We start from the raw sequence: 19,749 nt of genomic DNA on the forward strand, positions 1-19,749 counted from the left end.
GCGAAAGGGCCGTCACCCGGATCGGTGGCCCGGGAGCCGACCGTTAGGCTGACCCCGTGAAGGTCCTCGTCATCGGCGGCGGCGCCCGCGAACACGCCCTGTGCCGCGCCCTGTCCCTCGACCCCGGCGTCCGCGAACTGCACTGCGCCCCCGGCAACGCCGGCATCGCCGCCGTCGCCCGGCTGCACGCCGTCGACGTGCTCGACGGCCCCGCCGTCGCCGAGCTCGCCGCCGGCCTCGGCGCCGACCTCGTCGTCGTCGGCCCGGAGGCGCCCCTCGTCGCCGGTGTCGCCGACGCCGTACGGGCGCGCGGCATCGACTGCTTCGGACCGGGCGCGGAGGCGGCCCGGCTCGAGGGGTCGAAGGCGTTCGCCAAGGACGTGATGGCCGAGGCCGGTGTGCCCACCGCCCGCGCCTACGTCTGCACCACCCCCGGGGAGGCCGACACCGCGCTCGACGCCTTCGGCCCGCCGTACGTCGTCAAGGACGACGGGCTCGCGGCCGGCAAGGGCGTCGTGGTCACCGAGGACCTGGAGGCGGCACGCGCGCACGCGCGCGCCTGCACTGCCGCCGGGCAGGTCGTGGTCGAGGAGTTCCTCGACGGCCCCGAGGTGTCGCTCTTCGCGGTCACGGACGGCGAGAGCGTCGTACCGCTGTCCCCCGCACAGGACTTCAAGCGCGCGTACGACGGCGACGCCGGCCCGAACACCGGCGGCATGGGCGCGTACACGCCGCTGCCGTGGGCCGACCCGAAGCTCGTCGACGAGGTCGTCGAGACCGTGCTCCAGCCGACCGTCGACGAGATGCGCCGCCGTGGCACCCCCTTCGCCGGGCTGCTGTACGCGGGTCTGGCGCTCACCTCGCGCGGCGTACGGGTCGTGGAGTTCAACGCCCGCTTCGGCGACCCCGAGACCCAGGCCGTCCTCGCCCGGCTGCGCACCCCGCTCGCCGGGCTGCTCCAGGCCGCCGCGCAGGGCCGGCTCGCCGCCTTCCCGCCGCTGGTGTGGAGCGACGACGCGGCTGTCACCGTCGTCCTCGCCGCCCGGGACTACCCGGCGAAGCCGCGCACGGGCGATGTCATCACAGGACTGGACGCGGTCGAGGCCGAGGACGCCCCGGATGCGTACGTCCTGCACGCCGGTACCAAGCTCGATGACTCCGGCCACATCGTCAGCGCGGGCGGCCGGGTGCTGTGCGTCACCGCCGTGGGCGCGGACCTCGCCGCCGCCCGCGACCGCGCCTACGAGGCGATTCGGCGGATCGGGCTCGACGGTGCGCACTACCGCGGCGACATCGCCGCGCGCGCCGCGGAGGCCGCCGCCGACTGAAATTCCACGGCGTCCTGACCTTTGCCCAAGGCCATACCATCGGGTGACCGGGCGGCGGTCCTGCTGACGTGGCCGCGCCCCCCAACTATGGTGCACCTGCCCGACGTACCGGCCGTCCGGTCGGCTTCGTCCGGGCAGTGGGGGCCTGATCAGGCCAACTGGCCTACCGGCATTGCACTGGCCGTGGCCGGTGCGACAGTGGTGGAGTACGGCCGTTTCGCCTCGTTACGGCCGTTGCCCTACCCGTCGGCGGTTGAGGGGGTGAGGTACGGACGTGTCCACAGCGACCGGTTCGGAGGCGGGTGCGCAAGCCGCCCGCTCCCGCGCTCTCGCCGTCCTGCGCGTACGGGGGGCGGCCCTCGGGGTCGTCCTGGTGCCGGGGGCGGCGGCAGTCGTGCTGCTGGCCGGCTCGGCCATGGGGCGTGTCGACGGGGTGTTCGCGGCGCTGCGCTGGCCCGTCATCGCGCTCGCCGTGCTGGCGCCCGTGCTGGCGGCCGCCGTCGCGCGGTCCATCTCGCGCACGGAGCCCGCGGCCACGCTGACCGTCCCGGTGCCGCGCCGGGCCGCCCCCGATCTCTACCGCCTGGTCGCCGACCTCGCCGAGCGCCTCGGCGTGCCGGTGCCGGCGGCGGTGGCGCTCACCCCGGACTGCGACAGTTGGCTGGAGGACCCGGGCCCCGCCCCGACGGGCGTGCGGAGCTGGCTGCGCCGCCTCGGCGGCCGGGTGGCCCGGGCGCTGCGCCCCCGTGGGCCCGGCGGCTCCGGTTCGGTCTCCGTCCCCGGTTCGCGTACGGCCCCGGGCGGGCCGGGTGCGTACGGCGCGGGCGACGCCGCGGTGTTCGGCTCAGGCGACGGGCAGGGCGCGCCGCGCGGCCCCGCCGCCGAGAGCCACGCCGCCGCGGCCGCGGCCCGGCGGCAGGCGTCGGCGGAGGCGTCGTACGCGCCGAACTGGCGCGAGGTCGTCGAGCGCGCCACCGCGGACCCGGAGGGCCCGGTGCTCGTCATCGGCTCGCCGTTCCTGTGGTGGATGCGCGTCGGCGAACTGCGCGCGGTCCTCGCCCCGGTCGTCGCCGGGACGGCGGCCTCGGCCCAGCCCGACATCGCCGCGGCGCGCCGCTTCGTCCGGGCCCTGGACGCGGCGGCGGCGCTGCCGGCGCGGCCGCCGGGGAGCGGCGAGTACCCCGGTCCTTACGACGCCGCCCCGGGACCGTACGAGACGGCCCCCGGCGCACCGCTCGGCGGGCCCGATCCGTACGCCGCCGGCCCCCACCAGGCCCCCGGCCCCGCCCGCCGGGGCCTCCGCGCCCGCGCGGACCGGCTCTGGCGGCGGTTCACCGGCGGCATCGCGCGGCTGCTGCTGCGTGCCTGCGGCGAGCACCCCGTCGAGATGGAGCGCGCCGTCGCCGCCGCCGCGGCCGAGCGCGCCCAGGCCGTGGACTACGGGCTGCGGATCGTCGCGCAGGAGCAGGTCGGGCTCGCGTACGCGGGCTGGGACCGGCTGCTGACCCGGGTCGCGCTGCCCGCCTGGCGCATGGGCCGCTGGCCCTCCCGGCTCAACGCGGGCGTCGTCTCCGCGCTCACCGAGCTGTCCCGCCGCGACCGCCTCGCCGAGGGCTTCGCCACCCGGCTGGGCGAGCGCCCCGCCTGCGACCTGCTGGAGGAGCCCGGCATGGTGGACGAGGCGGCGTCGCTGCTGGCCGCGGAGCTCTTCAGCGGCCCCGGCGGCGCGGCGGCCGGCTCCGTGGTCGGCGGCGAGCCGGCGGCCGGGTTCGCGGGGGTGAGCTGGGACCAGTACCCCGACGAGGTCGTGGACCGCAAGTGGCGGCTGGAGGCCGCCCGGCTGCACGCCGTGCTCGACCGGCTCGAAGACTGCCCTGAGCCCGCGGGCCGCCCCGACCGCGGCACGCTCGCCCGCGTCGTGGACCGGCTCACCGCGGGTCCCGAGGAGGCCGACCGGATCGGCGCCGCCCTCGCCCGGGTGCAGCGGGAGAACGTGCCGGCCGATGCCGCGCCGCCGCTGACGCCGCCCCGTACCGGCCGCGAACTCCTCGTGGACCACGTCCTCGCGATGGTCTGCTGCGCCGCCGTCGACACCGCGGGCGCCGCACCGGGACTCGACTGGCTCGACGGCCCCGTGCTGCGCACCCGCCGCGGCGGCAGCCCGGCGGCGGCGGTCCGCACGCTGGTCGAGACCCGCGACGACAGCCAGTTGCGCTCGTGGCTTACAGCCGCGGGTGTACGGGCCGAGAAGCCGGTTCTCCTGGTCTGACCTGACGGTTTCCGGAACCGCCACCCTCGTACGGGCGTCATGTCGAACGAATGTCGGCGTTCCGTGAAGACCTGTTCGCGTTATGTGATGTCCTGGACTCGCCGACCCACGCGGGGGCGAGGGAGGGAATCGGCCCGTGGTTCACGACAGCATCCGGCGATGGGAGTCCGGGGCGCTCGCGCATGCGGTCTCGGACCCGTTCGCGGCGGGGCCGCTGCCGTGGCTGCACGCCGGGGAGGAGTCCTTCGAGGACGGCCGCCTCGTCCCCTGGTACGTCGACGCCGCCACCACCGGCGACGGCGGGGTCCACCTCGCGAACGACGTACTCCAGCAGATCAAGGGATTCGCCGCACCCTCCTGCGCCGAGCCCGGCGAGTCGGTCGACTTCCGTATCTCCGTCGACCCGCCGCAGGAGTTCGCCGTCGACATCTACCGCATCGGCCACTACGCGGGCGACGGCGCCGCGAAGGTGACGAGCAGCCCGCGGCTGGCGGGCATCGTGCAGCCGGTGCCGCTGGCCGCCGGGCGCACGGTCTCCTGCCACCACTGGTGGCTGTCCTGGCGGCTGCAGATCCCGTCGTACTTCTCCCCGGGCGCGTACGTCGCCGTGCTGACCACCGCCGACGGCCACCGCTCGCACGCGCCGTTCACCGTCCGCTCCACCGAGCCCGCCGACCTGCTCCTGCTGCTGCCGGACGTCACGTGGCAGGCGTACAACCTCTATCCCGAGGACGGGCGTACGGGCGCAAGCCTCTACCACGCCTGGGACGACGAGGGCTGCCTCCTCGGCGAGCCGGAGGCGGCCACCACGGTCTCCTTCGACCGCCCCTACGCCGGCGCCGGGCTGCCGCTGCACGCCGGCCACGCCTACGACTTCATCCGCTGGGCCGAGCGCTACGGCTACGACCTCGCGTACGCGGACGCCCGCGACCTGCACGCCGGCCGGGTCGACCCGACGCGCTACCGCGGCATCGTCTTCCCCGGCCACGACGAGTACTGGTCGGTGCCGATGCGCCGGGCCGCGGAGAAGGCCAGGGACGCGGGCACGTCGCTGGTGTTCCTCTCCGCCAACACCATGTACTGGCAGGTCGGCCTCGCCCCCTCCGCGGCCGGCGAGCCCGACCGGCTGCTGCACTGCACGAAGCGCCAGGGCCCGGGCCGCCCGGCGCTCTGGCGCGAACAGGGCGCGCCGGAGCAGGAGTTGCTCGGCGTGCAGTACGTGGGCACGGTGCCGGAGCCCCGCCCCCTGGTCGTACGGAACGCGGACCACTGGCTGTGGGAGGCGACCGGCGCCCTGGAGGGGGACGAACTGCCCGGCCTGGTCGCGGGCGAGGCGGACCGCTACTTCCCGCGCGCCCCGCTGCCGAAGCACACCGGGCGCAAGCTGCTGGCCCACTCGCCGTACCCGGACTCGCGCGGCATGCGCCGGTATCAGGAGACGTCGCTGTACGAGACGCCGGCGGGCGGGCTGGTCTTCGCGGCGGGCACGTTCGCGTGGTCGCCGGCGCTGGACCGTCCCGACCACGTGAACAGCGTGGTCCAGCGCGCGACGGCGAACCTGCTGGACCGGATCTGCAAGCGGGAGTGACCGGCGGCTCACCGCGCGGCGGGCCGGCGGCTGCCGGAGACTGAGGCATGCGCAAGCTCTTCCCCGAAGCGGCCGAGGACGCGGCGGTGCCGCGCACGGCCCCCGCCGGTACGTGACGGACGGCAACGGCTACGGCGACGGCGGGCCCGGCGGCGACGGCCGGCCCGCCCCGCTGCTGACGGTCGGCCACGGCACCGCGGACCGCGACCGGCTCGCCGCCCTGCTGCACGGCGCGGACGTCCGGTCGGTGGTCGACGTACGCACCGCCCCCGGCAGCCGGCGCAACCCGGACGTGGCCCGCGACGCCCTGGCGCGGTGGCTGCCGGATACGGGCATCGCGTACCGCTGGGAGCCGCGCCTCGGCGGCTTCCGCGGGGCGGCGCCCGGCTCCCCGGACACGTACTGGGAGAACGCCTCCTTCCGCGGCTACGCCGGCTACACCCGCGACCCGCGCTTCACCGCCGCGCTGACCGGCCTCCTGCACGAGGCGGCGACGGCGCGGACGGCGGTGATGTGCTCCGAATCCCTCTGGTGGCGCTGCCACCGCCGCCTCGTCGCCGACGCCACGGTCCTCGCCCACGGCACCCCCGTCCTGCACCTGTCCCACGACGGCCGGCTGACGCCCCACCCGGTCACGCCGGGGGCGCGGCTGCGGGAGGACGGCCTGCTGGTGTACGACGGGGCCGCCTGACGGGCGGGCCCGGCCGGGGCGCGTCAGGGGGCGCTTGCGTCGCGCAGGCCGCGGAAGAAGGCGCGGATGTCGCCGGCGAGGAGATCCGGCTGCTCCATCGCGGCGAAGTGGCCGCCGCGGTCGAACTCCGTCCAGCGGACGATGTTGTCGGTACGTTCCGCGCGGTGCCGCAGGACGACGAAGTTCTCACGCGGGAAGCCGGCGAACGCGGTGGGGGCGGCCGAGCGCTCCTGCGGCTGCCCCCGGTAGGCGGCGTGGGCACGCTCGTAGTAGATGCGGGCGGAGGAGCCGGCGGTGCCGGTCAGCCAGTAGAGCATCACGTTGGTCAGGAGGTGGTCGCGGTCGACGGCGTCCTCGGGCCGGTCGGCCGAGTCGGTCCACTCCTTGAACTTCTCCGCGATCCAGGCGAGCTGGCCGACGGGCGAGTCGGTGAGCGCGTAGGCGAGGGTCTGCGGACGGGTGGACTGGAGGTCGGCGTAGCCCTGCTGCTCGCGGCTCCATGCCTGGAACCGCGCCCAGGAGGCGAGGGTGCGTGCGCGCTCCGCGGGGCCGAGGGCGGCGAGTTCGGCCGCGGCCGGCTCGGCGGTCGCGCCGGCGCCGGGGATGAGGTTCAGGTGGACCCCGATGACCTGATCGCCGCGGAGCCGCCCCAGCTCGCGCGAGATCGCCGCCCCCCAGTCGCCGCCCTGCGCCCCGTACCGCCCGTACCCCAGCCGCCGCATCAGCTCCCCGAACGCCGCCGCCACCCGCCGGTGCTCCCAGCCCTTCTCCCGCGTCGGCCCGGAGAACCCGAACCCGGGGATGCTCGGCAGCACCAGGTGGAAGGCGTCCGCGGGATCGGCACCGTGTGCCCGGGGATCGGTGAGCGGTCCTGCGATCCGCTCGAACTCGGCGATGGAGCCCGGCCAGCCGTGCGTGATGACGAGCGGCGTGGCGCCTGGTTCCGGCGAGCGGATGTGCGCGAAATGGACGTGCGCGCCGTCGATGGTGGTCGTGAACTGCGGCCACAGGTTCAGCCGCGCCTCGGCGGCCCGCCAGTCGTACTCGTCCCGCCAGTAGCGCACCAGCTCCCGCAGGTACTCCCGCGGTACGCCGTACTCCCACCCGACGCCGGGCAACTCGTCGGGCCACCGCGCCCGGTCGAGCCGGTACCGCAGATCGTCGAGGTCGCTCTCCGGAACGGAGATCCGGAACGGCCGGATGTCCTCGGCCGGTGACGTCGCCATGGCTGGAGCCTAGGCGGCCGGCACGGCCGCGGGGCCCGTGAGGTGCCGTATGGGCCGTCCACGCAGCACGCCGCCGCCACGGGCCGTGCGCCGCGTGGAACGCGTACGCGAGACTGGGCCCCATGGAGATCAGAACGGGCGTGCGGGGCGATGCCGAGCGGATCGCGGTGCTGCACGCGGAGAGCTGGCGCACCGCGTACGCCGGGATCATGCCGGGCGACTTCCTGAGCGGTCCCCTGGACGCCGACCGGCTGGCCGTCTGGCGCGGCCGGCTCGACGAGCCGCCGCCCGGCGCGGGGCTGTTCGTGGCCGTGGACGGCGCCGAGCTGCTCGGGTTCGCGTATCTCCTCCCGCGCGCCGACGGCCGTCTCCTCCTGGACAACCTGCACGCCAGGCCCGGCCGCACCGGCGGCGGCATCGGGAGCCGGCTGCTGGAGCACGCCCGCGCGTGGGCCGCCGCCGCACATCCCGGGCGGACGGTCTACCTGGAGGTGCTGCGCGGCAACACGCGCGCGGTCTCCTTCTACGAGCGCCACGGCGCCGTCCGCACCGACGAACGGATCTGCGTGTTCGAGCAGGGCTTCGAGCTGCCCGAGCTGGAGTACTCCTTCACCTAGTCACAGGGGTCGCGCGGCGAGGAAGTCGTCGAAGCTGCGGGGTGCGCGGCCGGTCAGGTCCCGTACCGCCGTCGTCACCTCGGAGACGCCGCCCGACGCCATGTCCGCGTAGAGCCACAGGAGATCGTCCACGAACCGGCCGGGCAGCCCCCGGGCGCGCAGCTCCGCGCCCGCCTCCGCGGGTGACCGGTCGTGGAAGGGGACGCCCAGCTTCGCGGCGATCTCCTCGTGCGTCAGCGCCTCGGGTCCCGTGAGGTCGTAGGCCAGGCCCTCGCCGTCCGGGCCCGTCAGCAGGACGGCCGCGCAGGCGGCGATGTCGTACGCGTCGATGTACGCGACCCGCCCCTGCCCGTACGGGCCCGAGACCGCCCGCTCCGCGGCGAAGCCGCCCTCGCCGGTGAAGAAGTTCTGCATGTAGCCCGTCGGCCGCAGCAGCGACCACGGGACGCCGGAGGACTTCAGGTGCTGCTCGATCTCCCAGTGCGCCCGCACCGACAGCTTCGCCTCCGGCGCCGGCCGCCAGGCCGACACCTTCACGATCCGCGACACTCCCGCGGCCCGCGCCGCGTCGATGGCCGCGGTCTGCTGCCGCACCATCGGCTGCGGTCCGGCGACCGGGAGCGCGCCGCCGCTGTTCAGCAGGACGCGGTCGGCGCCGTCGAGAGCGGGCGCCAGGGAGGCGGGGCGGTCGAGGTCGCCGACGGCGAAGTCGCACCCCAGGGCGCGGCCCTTGGCCTCGTCCCGCACCAGCGCCCGGAAGGGCGTGCCCGTCTCGCCGAGCATCCGGACCAGGTGCCGGCCGATGGTGCCGGTGGCGCCCATGACGAGGATCATCCGCTCCTCCAAGTAACCTGAGGTGGTCTCAAGAAAAACCTACCACGCTTATTCGAGGACCCCTCAAGTTATGTCGGACACCGCCGGCGCACACCCGCCCCGCCCCAGCCCTCGCCCCAGCCCCCGTCCCCGCCGCCGGCGCGCCGACGCCCAGCGCAACCGGCTGCGGCTGCTCGCCGAAGCGGACAAGGCGTTCCAGGAGCAGGGCACGGAAGCCTCGCTGGAGAAGATCGCCCGTAGCGCAGGCGTCGCCATCGGCACCCTCTACGCCCACTTCCCCAACCGCCGCGCCCTGCTCAGCGCCCTGCTGCGCGACCGCCACGACGCCCTCTTCGCCCTCGGCGACGACCTCCTGGCCGCCACCCCGCCCCCGCCGGCCTTCGACCAGCTCACCCGCTGGATGCGCGCCGTGGCCGAACACGGCGCCGTCTACAGCGGGCTCGCGGAGGAACTCCTCGGCAGCCACGAGGACAAGGGCTCCGAACTCCACGCCGCCTGCGCGCGCCTCTCCGCCGCCGGCAGCGCCCTCACCGCCCGTGCCCACGCCGCCGGGGCCATCCGCCCCGGCACCACCCCGGACGACGTCTTCGCCCTCGTCAGCGCCGCGTCCTGGCTCCGCACCCGCACCCGCGACGACGCCCAGGCCGAGCGCCTGCTGACCGTCGTCTTCGCGGGCCTGCGGCCGTGACTACGGCTCCGGGGCGGCGGGCGGGGCCAGGGCGGCGGGGAGTTCGCGGCGGGAGCTGACGCCGAGCTTCGGGTACGCCTTGTAGAGGTGGTACTCCACCGTGCGGGGGGAGAGGAAGAGCCGGGCGGCGATCTCGCGGCTGCTGGTGCCCTCCGCCGCCAGCCGGACCACCTGGAGCTCCTGCGGGGTCAGCCGGTCCGCCGGGTCGGGGGCGGTGGCGCGGGCCGTGGCCTGGGCCTCGCCCGCCGCGCGGAGTTCGGCGCGGGCGCGGTCGGACCAGGGGGCGGCGGCGAGTCCTTCGAAGAGCCGGAGCGCGGTGCGGAGGTGGGTACGGGCCTCGGCGCGGCGGCGCTCGCGGCGCAGGTGCTCGCCGAACCGCAGCTCCGTGCGGGCCCGTTCGAAGGGGCGGCCGACGGCTTGCGCGTGGAGGCGTACGGCCTCCGCGTACGCGGCCTCCGCCTCCGCCGTCCCCGCGGCGTCCGTATCGCCCGCCGCGGACGCCAGCAGCGCCTCGTTGCGCAGCGCCACCGCCCGCGCCCACGGCTGCCCGCTCGCCGCCGCCCACGCCGCGAAGCGGCGGGCCGGCGGCAGGGCCCGCTCCCGGGCGCCCAGGCGGACCGCCGCCTCCACCTCGTCCGCCGTCGCGAACAGCAGCGCCGCGCTGTACCGCGCCGCCCCCGCGCGGGCCTCCGCCAGCCGCTTCAGCACGTCCTCGTAGCGGCCGCGGCCCAGGTCGAGAAGGGCCAGGGCGGTGACGCCGTAGTTGCCGCCCGCGTTCATGCCGGGGGTCACCAGGGTCCGTACGCGCTCCTCGTCGCCCTCGATCGCCGGGATGCGCGCCAGCAGGTTGTGCAGCCGGCCGATGCGCATCGCCAGCCCGGTGTCGCGGGCGATCGCGGCGGCCTCGGTCACCGTGCGCGCCGCCTCGCGGTGGTCGCCCGCGTAGAGCTGCTGGCGGGCCAGCACGTGCAGCAGGTACGGCAGCCGGCCGATGATGCCGTCGCCGCGGGCGAAGTCGATCTCCTCGGTGATCACGGGCAGTTGGACGTCGTCGGGGAGCAGCGAGGCGGAGGAGATCGCCTGGAGGCGGGTCGCGCTGCCGACGGCGGCCTCGTCGAGCAGGTCGGCGACCGGCGGCAGCCCGCGCGCGAAGTCGTCCGCGGCCATGTGCGCGAGCCCGCGCACGGCGCGGTCCGCGCGCCGCGCGTCGGCGCCGCGCGCCTCCCCGTACCCCTCCAGCAGGTCCGCCGCCCGGTGCAGCGCCGCGACGTCCCCGCCGAACCACGCGTACGTCGCCGCCGCGCGCAGCATCTCCCGCCCGTACGCGCGCGAGTCCGCGGCGTGCGAGATCAGCAGCGCGCCGGCCTCCGGCGCGGCGTCCTTCTCGAAGAGCCAGAAGGAGCGCACGTACGCCAGCTCCGCGCGCCGGTCCGCGTCCGCCGTCTGCTTGTACGCCTCCTCCGCCAGCTCCGCCGCCTGCTCCGCGTGCCCCGCCTGCTGCGCCGCCCACGCCGCCGCCGTCAGCCGCCGTACCCGCGGAGCCGCGTCCGGGGTGAGGCGGGCGGCCTCCGCGTACGTGTCCGCCGCCGCGGCCGGGCCGCCGCGGGCCAGCGCCCGCTTCGCGCACTCGGCCAACTCGGCGGCGACCTCCTCGTCGGGCCCCGTCGCGGCCGACGCCAGGTGCCGGGCGCGGCAGTCCGGATCGCCTGAGGTGGAGGCCAGCGCCTCGTGCACGGCGACGCGGCGGGCGAGCGGGGCGGAGGTGTAGGCGGCGGTACGGATCAGGGGGTGCCGGAACTCGACGAACTCCCCGACCACGGCGACGAGTCCCCGCTGCTCCGCCGCCGCCAGGTCCGCGAGCTCCACGTCCAGCCGCTCGGCGGCGGCGACCAGGTACCGCAGGGTGCCGCGGGAGTCGGCGGCGGCGATGAGGAGCATCAGCCGGGTCCGCTCCGGCAGTTCCAGCACCCGGCCGCGGTACGCCGCCAGCACCCGTTCCGCGGCCGGCAGCGGCTGCCCGGCGCCCTGCGGACGACCGGCGGCCGCAGGGCCCGAGGCGCCGAACTCGCGCAGTGCGAGCGGGTTTCCGAGCGACTCGCGCAGCACCCGGTCCCGTACCGCCGCGGGCACGTCGAGCCCCGCGAGGAGGGCCAGCGCGTCGTCGCGGCCGAGCCGGGAGAGCGCCGACTGCGGCAGCCCGGCGGCGGGGAAGCCGGCGTCGTCGCGGGCCGCGAAGAGCAGCGCGACGCACTCCACGCCCAGTCGGCGGGCGGCGAACAGCAGCGCGTCCGCGGACGGTTCGTCGATCCACTGCGCGTCGTCCACCAGGCACAGCACCGGCTTGCCGTCGGCCACCTCGGCGAGCAGCGACAGCACCGCGAGCCCGACGAGGAACCGGTCGGGCCCCTCGGCGGCGCCGGTGCCGACCGCGGCGGCCAGGGCGTCCGCCTGCGGCTGCGGCAGCGTGCCGGCGCGGTCGAGCACGGGCCGCAGCAACTGGTGCAGCGCCGCGAACGCCAGCCCCCGCTCGGCCTCCCAGCCCACCGCGCGCAGCACGGTGAAGCCGCGCCGCCGCGCCTCGCCCTCGGCGTACGCGAGCAGCGACGACTTGCCGATCCCGGCCTCGCCGCGCAGCACGAGGCTCTGCCCGCGGCCGTCCGCAGCGGCGCCGAGCAGCGCGTCGAGCGCGGCCAGCTCCTTCTGACGCCCGTACAAAGTCATCCAGTCACACCTACGTGGCGGGTCGGCGGCAGGGTCACGTATCCGAGTACCGAAGCGCTACGGATCCGGCGGGCATTCCCCCGTACCTAGCGTCGAGGACATGACGAACAAGATCTTCACATCCGTACGGATCGGCCGCCTCGACCTCCCGCACCGGCTGGCGATGGCCCCGATGACCCGCTCTCGGGCCTCCGCGGACGGCGGCGTGGTGTCCGAGCTGACGGCCGAGTACTACGAGCAGCGGGCCGGCGCCGCGCTGATCGTCACCGAGGGCACCCAGCCCCGCGTGCGCGGCCAGGGCTACATCCAGACGCCCGGCATCCACACCGCCGACCAGGTCGCCGCCTGGCGGAAGGTGACCGACCGGGTGCACGCCGCCGGGGGCCGGATCTTCCTGCAGCTCCTGCACGCCGGCCGGATCGGCCACCCCTACCTCTACCCGGACGGCGAACTTCCGGAAGCGCCCTCGGCCGTGGCGTCCGGCGAGTCGCTGTTCACCAACGACCAGGGGCTGCTGCCGCACCCCGTGCCGCGCGAGCTGACCGCGGACGACATCGGCGAGATCGTCCGGGACTTCGCGGCCGGCGCGCGCAACGCGATCGAGGCGGGCTTCGACGGCGTGGAGCTGCACGGCGCCAACGGCTACCTCATCCACCAGTTCCTCGCCGACGGGGCCAACCGCCGCACCGACGCCTACGGCGGCCCGGCGGAGAACCGCATCCGCTTCGCGGTCGAGTCGGTGCGTGCGGTCAGCGAGGCGATCGGCGCGGACCGCACCGCACTGCGCATCTCGCCCGGCAACAACGCCAACGGCGTCACCGAGAGCGACGCGGCCGAGGTGTACGCGGCGCTGGTCGCGGCCCTGGCCCCGTATCCGCTGGCCTATCTGCACATCCTGGAGGCCGCTCCGGAGCTGCGCGGGGTGACCGAGCGGGTACGCCGCGACTGGGCGGGCCCGCTGATGCTGAACGCGATGCACCACGGCGGCGGCGACCCGGTCGAGGACGCGGAGCACCTGCTCGCCGCGGGCACGGCGGACATCGTGTCCCTCGGCGCGCGCTGGCTGGCCAACCCCGACCTGCTCGCGCGGGCACGGGCCGGCGGACCGTACAACGAGGCCGACGAGGCGACGTACTACGGCGGCGACCACCGCGGCTACACCGACTACCCGGCGCTCGCGCCGCTGGCGCCCACCGCGGGCTGAGCGCCGCCTGGCCGGGGGGCCGCCGCGCCGATGCGAGACAATTCGGTTGTCGCATCGGCAAACCCCGGAGGAATCCGTGACCGGTTTCGTGGAGAAGCCCCAGCCCGTCGAAGTCCCCGGCCTCGTCCATCTGCACACCGGCAAGGTCCGCGACCTGTACGAGGACGCCGAGGGCCGCCTGGTGATGGTCGCCAGCGACCGGATCTCCGCGTACGACTGGGTGCTCCCCACCGAGATCCCCGACAAGGGCCGGATCCTGACCCGGCTGTCGACGTGGTGGTTCGAGCGGATCGCCGAGATCGTGCCGCACCACGTGCTCTCCGCCGAGCTGCCCGAGGGCGCCCCCGCCGACTGGGCGGGGCGCGCCCTGGTGTGCCGGCGGCTGCGGATGGTGCCGGTGGAGTGCGTGGCCCGCGGCTATCTGACGGGCTCGGGGCTCGCGGAGTACGCGGTCTCCGGCGCGGTCTGCGGCGTCGACCTGCCGCCGGGGCTGACCGACGCCTCGGCGCTGCCCGCGCCGGTCTTCACGCCGGCGACGAAGGCGGAGGTGGGGGAGCACGACGAGAACGTCACGTACGACGAGGTGGTCCGCCGCGTCGGCCCGCTGGTCGCGGCGGAGCTGCGCCGGGTGACGCTGGAGGTGTACGGGCGCGGTCGGGACCTCGCGCGCGGGCGGGGGCTGATCCTGGCGGACACGAAGTTCGAGTTCGGCTACACCGGCGACGCGATCGGCGAGGGCGAGCTGGTCCTCGGCGACGAGGTGCTGACGCCCGACTCCTCGCGGTACTGGGCCATCGACGGCTGGCGTCCGGGCCGGCCGCAGCCGTCCTTCGACAAGCAGTACGTACGCGACTGGCTGACGTCGGACGCGTCCGGCTGGGACCGGCACGGCGAGGCGCCGCCGCCGGAGCTGCCGGCGGAGGTCGTGGAGCGTACGCGGGAGAAGTACGTGGAGGCGTACGAGCGGCTGACGGGGGAGCGCTGGGACGGCTGAACCCGTCAGCCTCCCGGCGGCGACGGGGGCGCGGGCGGCGACGGGGGCTCGTCCATGAGGTGGTACTGCACGATCGGCGACAGCCGGCGGATCAGCTCCTCGGGTTCCGCCGAGGCCATCGGTTCGAGCCGGATGATGTAGCGCAGCATCGCCGTCCCGACGAGCTGCGCCACCGCCAGCTCCGCGCGCATCTCGGCGTCGGGCTGCGGCAGCGACGGCGTGATGCGGCTCAGCAGGTTGCGCGTGACGATGCTGCGGAAGATGGCGGCCGCGGTCTCGTTGCTCACGGCGGAGCGGATGACGGCGAGTAAAGGCTCGCGCGAGAGCCGGTTCTCCCAGACCCGGAAGAAGAAGCGGGTCATGCGCTCGCCCGCGCCCTCCACCGGGCCGTCGACGACGAGGTCCGGTATCGCCATCGCGGGCGCGAAGGTGATCTCCAGCGCCGCTTCGAAGACCCGCTCCTTGGTGCCGAAGTAGTGGTGGACCAGCGCCGGGTCGACGCCCGCGGCCTTGGCGATGCCGCGGATGGACGTCTTCTCGAAACCGCGCGCGGCGAACTCGGAACGGGCCTGCGCCAGGATCCGGTCCCGGGTGCCGGGCCCGTCCTCGGCGGCGCCGCGGCGGGGGCGGCCGCGGCCGCGTTTCGGAGGGTCGGCGGCGTTCTCGGGCGTCACGGGGCGGCACCTTTCCCGGGCGCCGGGGCGATGCCTTTCCCGTGCACCGCGACGACGCCCCTCACGACGACGCCCCTCACGACGACGCGCCGCGCGGGACCGGCGCCGCGAGGTTGAACCGGGTGAACGCCAGCGACTCCGCGAGGTCCGACTCGCGCTCCGCCGCCGACATCGCCCGCCGGGTGTTGATCTCCACCACGACCTGCCCGCCGAACCCCCGCGCGGCCAGCCGCTCCAGCATCTCGGCACACGGCTGGCCGCCCCGCCCGGGCACCAGGTGCTCGTCCTTGCCCGACCCCGAGCCGTCGGCCAGGTGCACGTGGCACAGCCGGTCGCCCATGCGGTCGGCCATCTCCAGCGCGTCGTTGCGGGCGGTGGCGGTGTGCGACAGGTCCAGGGTGTGGTGCCGGTAGTCCTCGTTCGTGACGTCCCAGTCGGGCGCGTACGCGAGCATCTCCTTCTCGCGGTAGCGCCACGGGTACATGTTCTCCACCGCGAACTGCACCGCCGTCTCGTCGGCCATGCGCCAGATGCCGCGGACGAACTCGCGCGCGTACCCACGCTGCCAGCGGAACGGCGGGTGCACCACGACCGTCTCCGCGCCCAGCCGCTCGGCCGCCGACTGCGCGCGCCGCAGCTTCTCCCACGGGTCCCGCGACCAGACGCGCTGCGTGATCAGCAGGCACGGCGCGTGGATCGCGAGGACCGGCACGCCGTGGTGGTCGGAGAGGCGGCGCAGCGCCTCGATGTCCTGGCTGACGGGATCCGTCCAGACCATGACCTCCACGCCGTCGTACCCGAGGCGGGCGGCGGTCTCGAAGGCGGTGGCGGTGGACTCGGGGTAGACGGAGGCGGTGGACAGGGTGACCCGCGCGTCGGGCACCGCGACCCCGCGCTCCGCGCTCCGCGGCTCGGCCTCGCCGCCGTCCCCGGTCCCGACGCCGGCGTCGGCTGTGCCGCGCCCGTCCGCCGCGCCGGTCTCGCCGGCTTCGCCATGCTCGTCGGTCCGGTAACGGGATGCTCCTGCCACGGGGACAGGGTACGCGGCCTCATCCGCGGCCCGCCCCGTCACGGCAACTGGTCCAGCCGCTTGAGGATGACCCCTTCGCGCAGTGCCCACGGGCAGATCTCCACCGTGTCCACGCCGAACAGGTCCATCGCCCCCTCCGCCACCAGCGCCCCCGCGAGCAACTGCCGCGCCCTGCCCTCCGACACCCCCGGCAGCTCCGCCCGCTCCTCGGCGGGCATCGCCGCCAGCCGCGGCACCCACTCCTCCAGCGCCTTCGCCGACAGCGCCCGGTGCGTGTACAGCCCCTCCGCGGACCGGGCCGCGCCCGCGATCCGCGCGAGCTGCTTGTACGTCTTGGACGTCGCCACCACGTGATCCGGCTCGCCGAGCCGGCTGAACTCGCTCACGACCCGGGCGATCTGCGCGCGCACGTACCGCCGCAGCGCCCGTACGTCGTCGGGGTCGGGCGGGTCCCCCGGCAGCCAGCCCGTGGTCAGCCGGCCGGCCCCGAGCGGCAGCGACACCGCCTTGTCGGGGTCCTCGTCGATCCCGTACGCGATCTCCAGCGACCCACCGCCGATGTCCAGGACCAGCAGCTTCCCCGCCGACCAGCCGAACCAGCGGCGCGCGGCCAGGAACGTCAGCCGCGCCTCCTCCTCGCCGGTGAGCACGGTGAGCTTCACCCCGGTCTCGTCGGCGACGCGCGCGAGCACCGATTCGGCGTTGGCCGCCTCGCGGACCGCGGAGGTGGCGAACGGGAGCACGTCTTCTGCGCCCTTGTCCTCCGAAACCTGGAGGGCCTCGTGAATCGTGGCGATCAGCCGCTCGACCCCGTCGTCGGCGATGGCACCCTCCTCGTCGAGGAGTTCCGCCAGCCGCAGTTCCGCCTTGTGCGAGTAGGCGGGCAGCGGCCGGGCACCGGGGTGCGCATCCACCACCAGCAGGTGCACCGTGTTCGAGCCCACATCCAGAACGCCGAGTCGCATAACGGGAAACGCTAGCGCCTTGCCGCGCGGCCGTACGCTGGGTCTCGTGAGCAAGAGGAAGAAACAGGGCAAAACGCAAGCCGGTTCGGGCGTCGTACGCGAGAATGCCGCGCGGTCGGAGGAGGTGGGCCTCGACTTCGCCCGCGCCTGGGTGGAGTTTCCCGACCCCGCGGACGACGAACAGGTCTTCCGCTGCGACCTGACGTGGCTGACGTCACGCTGGTCGTGCATCTTCGGCCGCGGCTGCCACGGCATCGACGCCGCGGGCCCCGACGACGGCTGCTGCACGCTGGGCGCGCACTTCTCCGACAAGGACGACGAGAAACGCGTCGCGGGCCATGTGCGCCGGCTCACACCGGAGCTGTGGCAGCACCACGCCGAGGGCCGGGGCCCGGACGGCTGGACCGAGACCGACGAGGACGGCGAGCGCAAGACCCGCCGCGTGGACGGCGCCTGCGTCTTCCACAACCGCGCCGGCTTCCCCGGCGGCACGGGCTGCGCCCTGCACCTGCTTGCCCTCCGCGAGGGCCGCGAGCCGCTGGAGACCAAGCCGGACGTCTGCTGGCAGTTGCCGGTCCGCCGCTCCTACGAGTGGATCACGCGCCCGGACGACACCAAGGTCCTGATGGTCTCGATCGGCGAATACGACCGCCGCGGCTGGGGCCCGGGCGGCCACGACCTCCACTGGTGGTGCACCTCGGCCCCGTCGGCCCACGGCGGCGGGCGGGCGGTGTACGAGTCGTACCGCCCGGAGCTGGTGGAGCTGATGGGCGAGCAGGGCTACGCCCGCCTGGCGGAACTCTGCGAGGAACGCCTGGCCGCAGCCCACCACACCCCCCTCCCAGCCCCCCACCCGGCGGACTGAGGGACCCGTACGGGCGGGGCGGCCGGGGCGCCGGGCCGGGATGCGTGCGCCTGAGGCAGGGACGCGGGCGGCTGCGGGCCGGACCGGGCGGCTGCGAGGACGCGGGCCGCGGCCTGCGGACGGCGGGACGGCCGGGACGTACCGCCCAGCCCTCACCCGCACCGCGGCGCACGTCCGCTGTGGCCGGCGGCCGCCGGGGCGGTCAGCCGGTCGGGGGCGGGGTTTCCGAGGGGGGTGTGGGGGTCGGGGGCGGGTCGGAGGGGGGCGGGGTGGGGTCCGGGTCCGTGGGGGACGGGCCGGGGTCCGACGGGCTGGGGTCCGGGTCCGAAGGGGACGGGCCGGGGTCCGACGGGCTGGGGTCCGGGTCCGACGGGGACGGGCCCGGGTCGGAGGGGCGCGTGGTGCCCGGTGGGGAGTGGTGCGGCGGCTTCGGGTGGGCCGGGGCGGGGGCGCCCGGGCCCGTGCGGCCGCTGCCCGCGCCCGTGATCAGGATCGCCGCCCCGCCCGGGGACACGTACACCCGCGCCTGCCAGCCCGTCCGCGGCTCGCTCGCCTCCGCCACCCCCACCGCGACCGTCGTCGCCTCGCCCGGCCGCAGCGTCCCGTACGTCGCGCTGAACCGCAGCCACCCCGCGTCCGTACCCACCCGCCAGTCGACCGGCGCCCCGCCGGACGCCCGCAGCCGCAGGTACGTCGTCTCCCCGGCCGGCCACGCCTCCACCGTCAGCCGGCCCGGGCCCATCCCCGGCCGGCCCGGGGCCGGGCCGCCGCGGTCGACGACCTCGACCGACACGTCGGGGTGATTGCCGTGCTGCGACCCCCGCCCGGAGCCGTCGTGCGCGCTGCCTGCCTTCTCCACCGGGCGGCCGTCCAGCGACTCCGGCTCCTCCGCGTCCGCGCTCGGCGGCGGCCAGCCGGACGGCGCCTCGCCGGTCGCGGGCGCGCCGCGGTTCGCCGCCCACAGCGCCAGCACCGGGGCCGCGATGACGGTCGCCACGACCGTCGACGTCACCGCCCGGGAGCGCAGCCGGCCGCGGCGGGCGGCGCGGTGCCGGGGGTCGCGGGGGTAGCCGTGGCGGTCGAAGCGCGGGGCGTGCACGAAGCGGGTGCGCTGGGCGAGCAGCATCGCCGCGTACGCGGCCGCGCGGGGCGCCTCCAGCACCGGCAGCGGTCCATCGGGCCGCGCGGCGCGCAGCGTGCCCGGCCAGGCCCAGCCCGCCCCCGCGCGCTCCGCGGCGCGGCGGCACTCGGCGCAGTCGTCGACGTGCCGGACCAGCTCGCGGCTCAGGGCGGCGCTGAGGAACAGCCGGCTGTCGCCGGCGAGCCGGGCGATGGCGGGGCAGCCGTGCTGGTCGACGACGGCGAGCGCGGCCCGGGTCCTTTCGACCTCGGCGGCGGCGGTGGAGAGCAGCACGCGGGCGGCGTCGGGGTGCTGGCCGAGCACGGTGGCGACTTCCTCGGCGGGCAGCCGGTGGCGTACGGCCAGCTCCAGCGCCTCGCGCTGCTCGGGCGTCGTGCCGGCGGCCTCGGGCCAGGCGAGCGCGGCCAGTTCGCGGCGGCGCAGACGGGCGGCGGCCTTGGCGGCGGATTCCGAGGCGGCCTCCGGCGCGGCGGCCGACGCGGCTGCCGACCTGGCAGCGGACCCCGGCTGCCCGACTCCCTCCGCCCCCGGGGCCGCCCCCGCGCCCGCCCCGTCGGCGGATCGCTTCTCCTCCGCCGCCGCGGCCGGCCGCCGCTGCGCCGGCCGCTGGCCGGGCCGCGGCAGCGCCCGCTGCGCCGCTCGCTGCGCCGGCTTCTGGTCCAGGCGGCGCACACAGGCCCAACGCGCCAGCGAGTACAGCCAGGGCCGCCACTCGGCGGGCGTCGCGGGCCGCCGCCGCGGCTGGCGTTCGGCGATCGCGAGGACGTCGCCCAGGGCGGCGACGGCGTCGTCGTGGTCGCACAGCACCGACATGCAGTAGGTGAACAGGCCGTCCAAATAGGGCTCGTACTGCTCGGGCGGGCGCTGTGGCGGCGGCTGCCGGGCGGGTTCGGGGTCGGGGCTGCTCGTCACCC

At 76.1% G+C, this 19,749-nt stretch carries 16 protein-coding genes; 9 read left to right on the plus strand and 7 right to left on the minus strand.

Translation table 11 applies throughout. The annotated features are described in order from the left end of the window. Positions 1 to 56: 56 nt before the first annotated feature. The 4 genes from purD to ACFYVJ_RS15725 all read left to right on the plus strand — a co-directional run bounded on the left by purD (position 57) and on the right by ACFYVJ_RS15725 (position 5,876). Positions 57 to 1,328, plus strand: coding sequence for a phosphoribosylamine--glycine ligase (gene purD, locus ACFYVJ_RS15710; RefSeq protein ID WP_388891276.1), 1,272 nt, complete (start codon positions 57 to 59; stop codon positions 1,326 to 1,328). 274 nt (positions 1,329 to 1,602) lie between these two features. Continuing rightward, positions 1,603 to 3,597: a hypothetical protein gene (locus ACFYVJ_RS15715; RefSeq protein ID WP_388891278.1), complete on the plus strand. Its 1,995-nt coding sequence runs from the start codon at positions 1,603 to 1,605 to the stop codon at positions 3,595 to 3,597. Between the two features lie 136 nt (positions 3,598 to 3,733). Then, positions 3,734 to 5,185 carry a N,N-dimethylformamidase beta subunit family domain-containing protein gene (locus tag ACFYVJ_RS15720; protein WP_388891281.1) on the plus strand — a complete coding sequence of 484 codons (1,452 nt, stop codon included), beginning with the start codon at positions 3,734 to 3,736 and terminating at the stop codon, positions 5,183 to 5,185. Positions 5,186 to 5,297: 112 nt separating this feature from the next. Next, the gene (locus ACFYVJ_RS15725) at positions 5,298 to 5,876 is read left to right on the plus strand and encodes a DUF488 family protein (protein WP_388891284.1); all 579 of its coding nucleotides are present in this window, start codon (positions 5,298 to 5,300) and stop codon (positions 5,874 to 5,876) included. 23 nt (positions 5,877 to 5,899) lie between these two features. Here the strand turns inward: ACFYVJ_RS15725 and ACFYVJ_RS15730 are convergent, their stop codons facing one another. Next, complete coding sequence (locus ACFYVJ_RS15730; protein WP_388891287.1) at positions 5,900 to 7,102, minus strand: epoxide hydrolase family protein; 1,203 nt, start codon at positions 7,100 to 7,102, stop codon at positions 5,900 to 5,902. 122 nt (positions 7,103 to 7,224) lie between these two features. On the opposite strand from ACFYVJ_RS15730, the gene ACFYVJ_RS15735 reads away from it, so the two are divergent. Then, positions 7,225 to 7,719: a GNAT family N-acetyltransferase gene (locus ACFYVJ_RS15735; protein WP_388891289.1), complete on the plus strand. Its 495-nt coding sequence runs from the start codon at positions 7,225 to 7,227 to the stop codon at positions 7,717 to 7,719. On the opposite strand, the gene ACFYVJ_RS15740 is transcribed toward ACFYVJ_RS15735, so the two are convergent. Further along, a complete protein-coding gene (locus ACFYVJ_RS15740; protein ID WP_388891292.1) occupies positions 7,720 to 8,553 on the minus strand; it encodes an NAD(P)H-binding protein in 834 nt (277 codons plus the stop codon). It lies immediately after the preceding gene. A 70-nt stretch (positions 8,554 to 8,623) separates the two neighbouring features. Here ACFYVJ_RS15740 and ACFYVJ_RS15745 point away from each other — a divergent pair, with 70 nt between their 5' ends. After that, positions 8,624 to 9,241: a TetR/AcrR family transcriptional regulator gene (locus tag ACFYVJ_RS15745; RefSeq protein WP_388891295.1), complete on the plus strand. Its 618-nt coding sequence runs from the start codon at positions 8,624 to 8,626 to the stop codon at positions 9,239 to 9,241. Here the strand turns inward: ACFYVJ_RS15745 and ACFYVJ_RS15750 are convergent, their stop codons facing one another. Continuing rightward, positions 9,242 to 11,962, minus strand: coding sequence for an ATP-binding protein (locus ACFYVJ_RS15750; RefSeq protein ID WP_388891298.1), 2,721 nt, complete (start codon positions 11,960 to 11,962; stop codon positions 9,242 to 9,244). Positions 11,963 to 12,062: 100 nt separating this feature from the next. Between ACFYVJ_RS15750 and ACFYVJ_RS15755 the strand changes: the two genes are divergently transcribed. Together ACFYVJ_RS15755 and ACFYVJ_RS15760 are read left to right on the plus strand one after the other, a co-directional pair. Further along, entirely contained in the window at positions 12,063 to 13,166 is a 1,104-nt protein-coding gene (locus ACFYVJ_RS15755) for an alkene reductase (RefSeq protein WP_388891301.1), read from the plus strand. Between the two features lie 76 nt (positions 13,167 to 13,242). After that, positions 13,243 to 14,160, plus strand: a complete 918-nt coding sequence (locus ACFYVJ_RS15760; RefSeq protein WP_388891304.1) for a phosphoribosylaminoimidazolesuccinocarboxamide synthase — start codon at positions 13,243 to 13,245, stop codon at positions 14,158 to 14,160. Positions 14,161 to 14,165: 5 nt separating this feature from the next. Here ACFYVJ_RS15760 and ACFYVJ_RS15765 read toward each other — a convergent pair whose 3' ends face one another. The 3 genes from ACFYVJ_RS15765 to ACFYVJ_RS15775 all read right to left on the minus strand — a co-directional run bounded on the left by ACFYVJ_RS15765 (position 14,166) and on the right by ACFYVJ_RS15775 (position 16,829). Beyond that, positions 14,166 to 14,834 (minus strand): TetR family transcriptional regulator, encoded by a 669-nt coding sequence (locus ACFYVJ_RS15765; RefSeq protein ID WP_388891307.1) that lies wholly within the window; start codon positions 14,832 to 14,834, stop codon positions 14,166 to 14,168. 76 nt (positions 14,835 to 14,910) lie between these two features. Then, positions 14,911 to 15,717, minus strand: coding sequence for a sugar phosphate isomerase/epimerase (locus tag ACFYVJ_RS15770; protein ID WP_125939128.1), 807 nt, complete (start codon positions 15,715 to 15,717; stop codon positions 14,911 to 14,913). A 185-nt stretch (positions 15,718 to 15,902) separates the two neighbouring features. Then, positions 15,903 to 16,829 carry a Ppx/GppA family phosphatase gene (locus tag ACFYVJ_RS15775; RefSeq protein WP_388891310.1) on the minus strand — a complete coding sequence of 309 codons (927 nt, stop codon included), beginning with the start codon at positions 16,827 to 16,829 and terminating at the stop codon, positions 15,903 to 15,905. 37 nt (positions 16,830 to 16,866) lie between these two features. Between ACFYVJ_RS15775 and ACFYVJ_RS15780 the strand changes: the two genes are divergently transcribed. After that, on the plus strand, positions 16,867 to 17,694 hold the full coding sequence (locus ACFYVJ_RS15780; protein ID WP_388891378.1) for a hypothetical protein: 828 nt from the start codon (positions 16,867 to 16,869) through the stop codon (positions 17,692 to 17,694). Between the two features lie 202 nt (positions 17,695 to 17,896). Here the strand turns inward: ACFYVJ_RS15780 and ACFYVJ_RS15785 are convergent, their stop codons facing one another. Beyond that, positions 17,897 to 19,747, minus strand: coding sequence for a sigma-70 family RNA polymerase sigma factor (locus ACFYVJ_RS15785; protein WP_388891313.1), 1,851 nt, complete (start codon positions 19,745 to 19,747; stop codon positions 17,897 to 17,899). Between the last annotated feature and the right edge of the window lie 2 nt (positions 19,748 to 19,749).

The organism is Streptomyces sp. NPDC004134, from assembly GCF_042874195.1.
Taxonomy (GTDB): domain Bacteria; phylum Actinomycetota; class Actinomycetes; order Streptomycetales; family Streptomycetaceae; genus Streptomyces.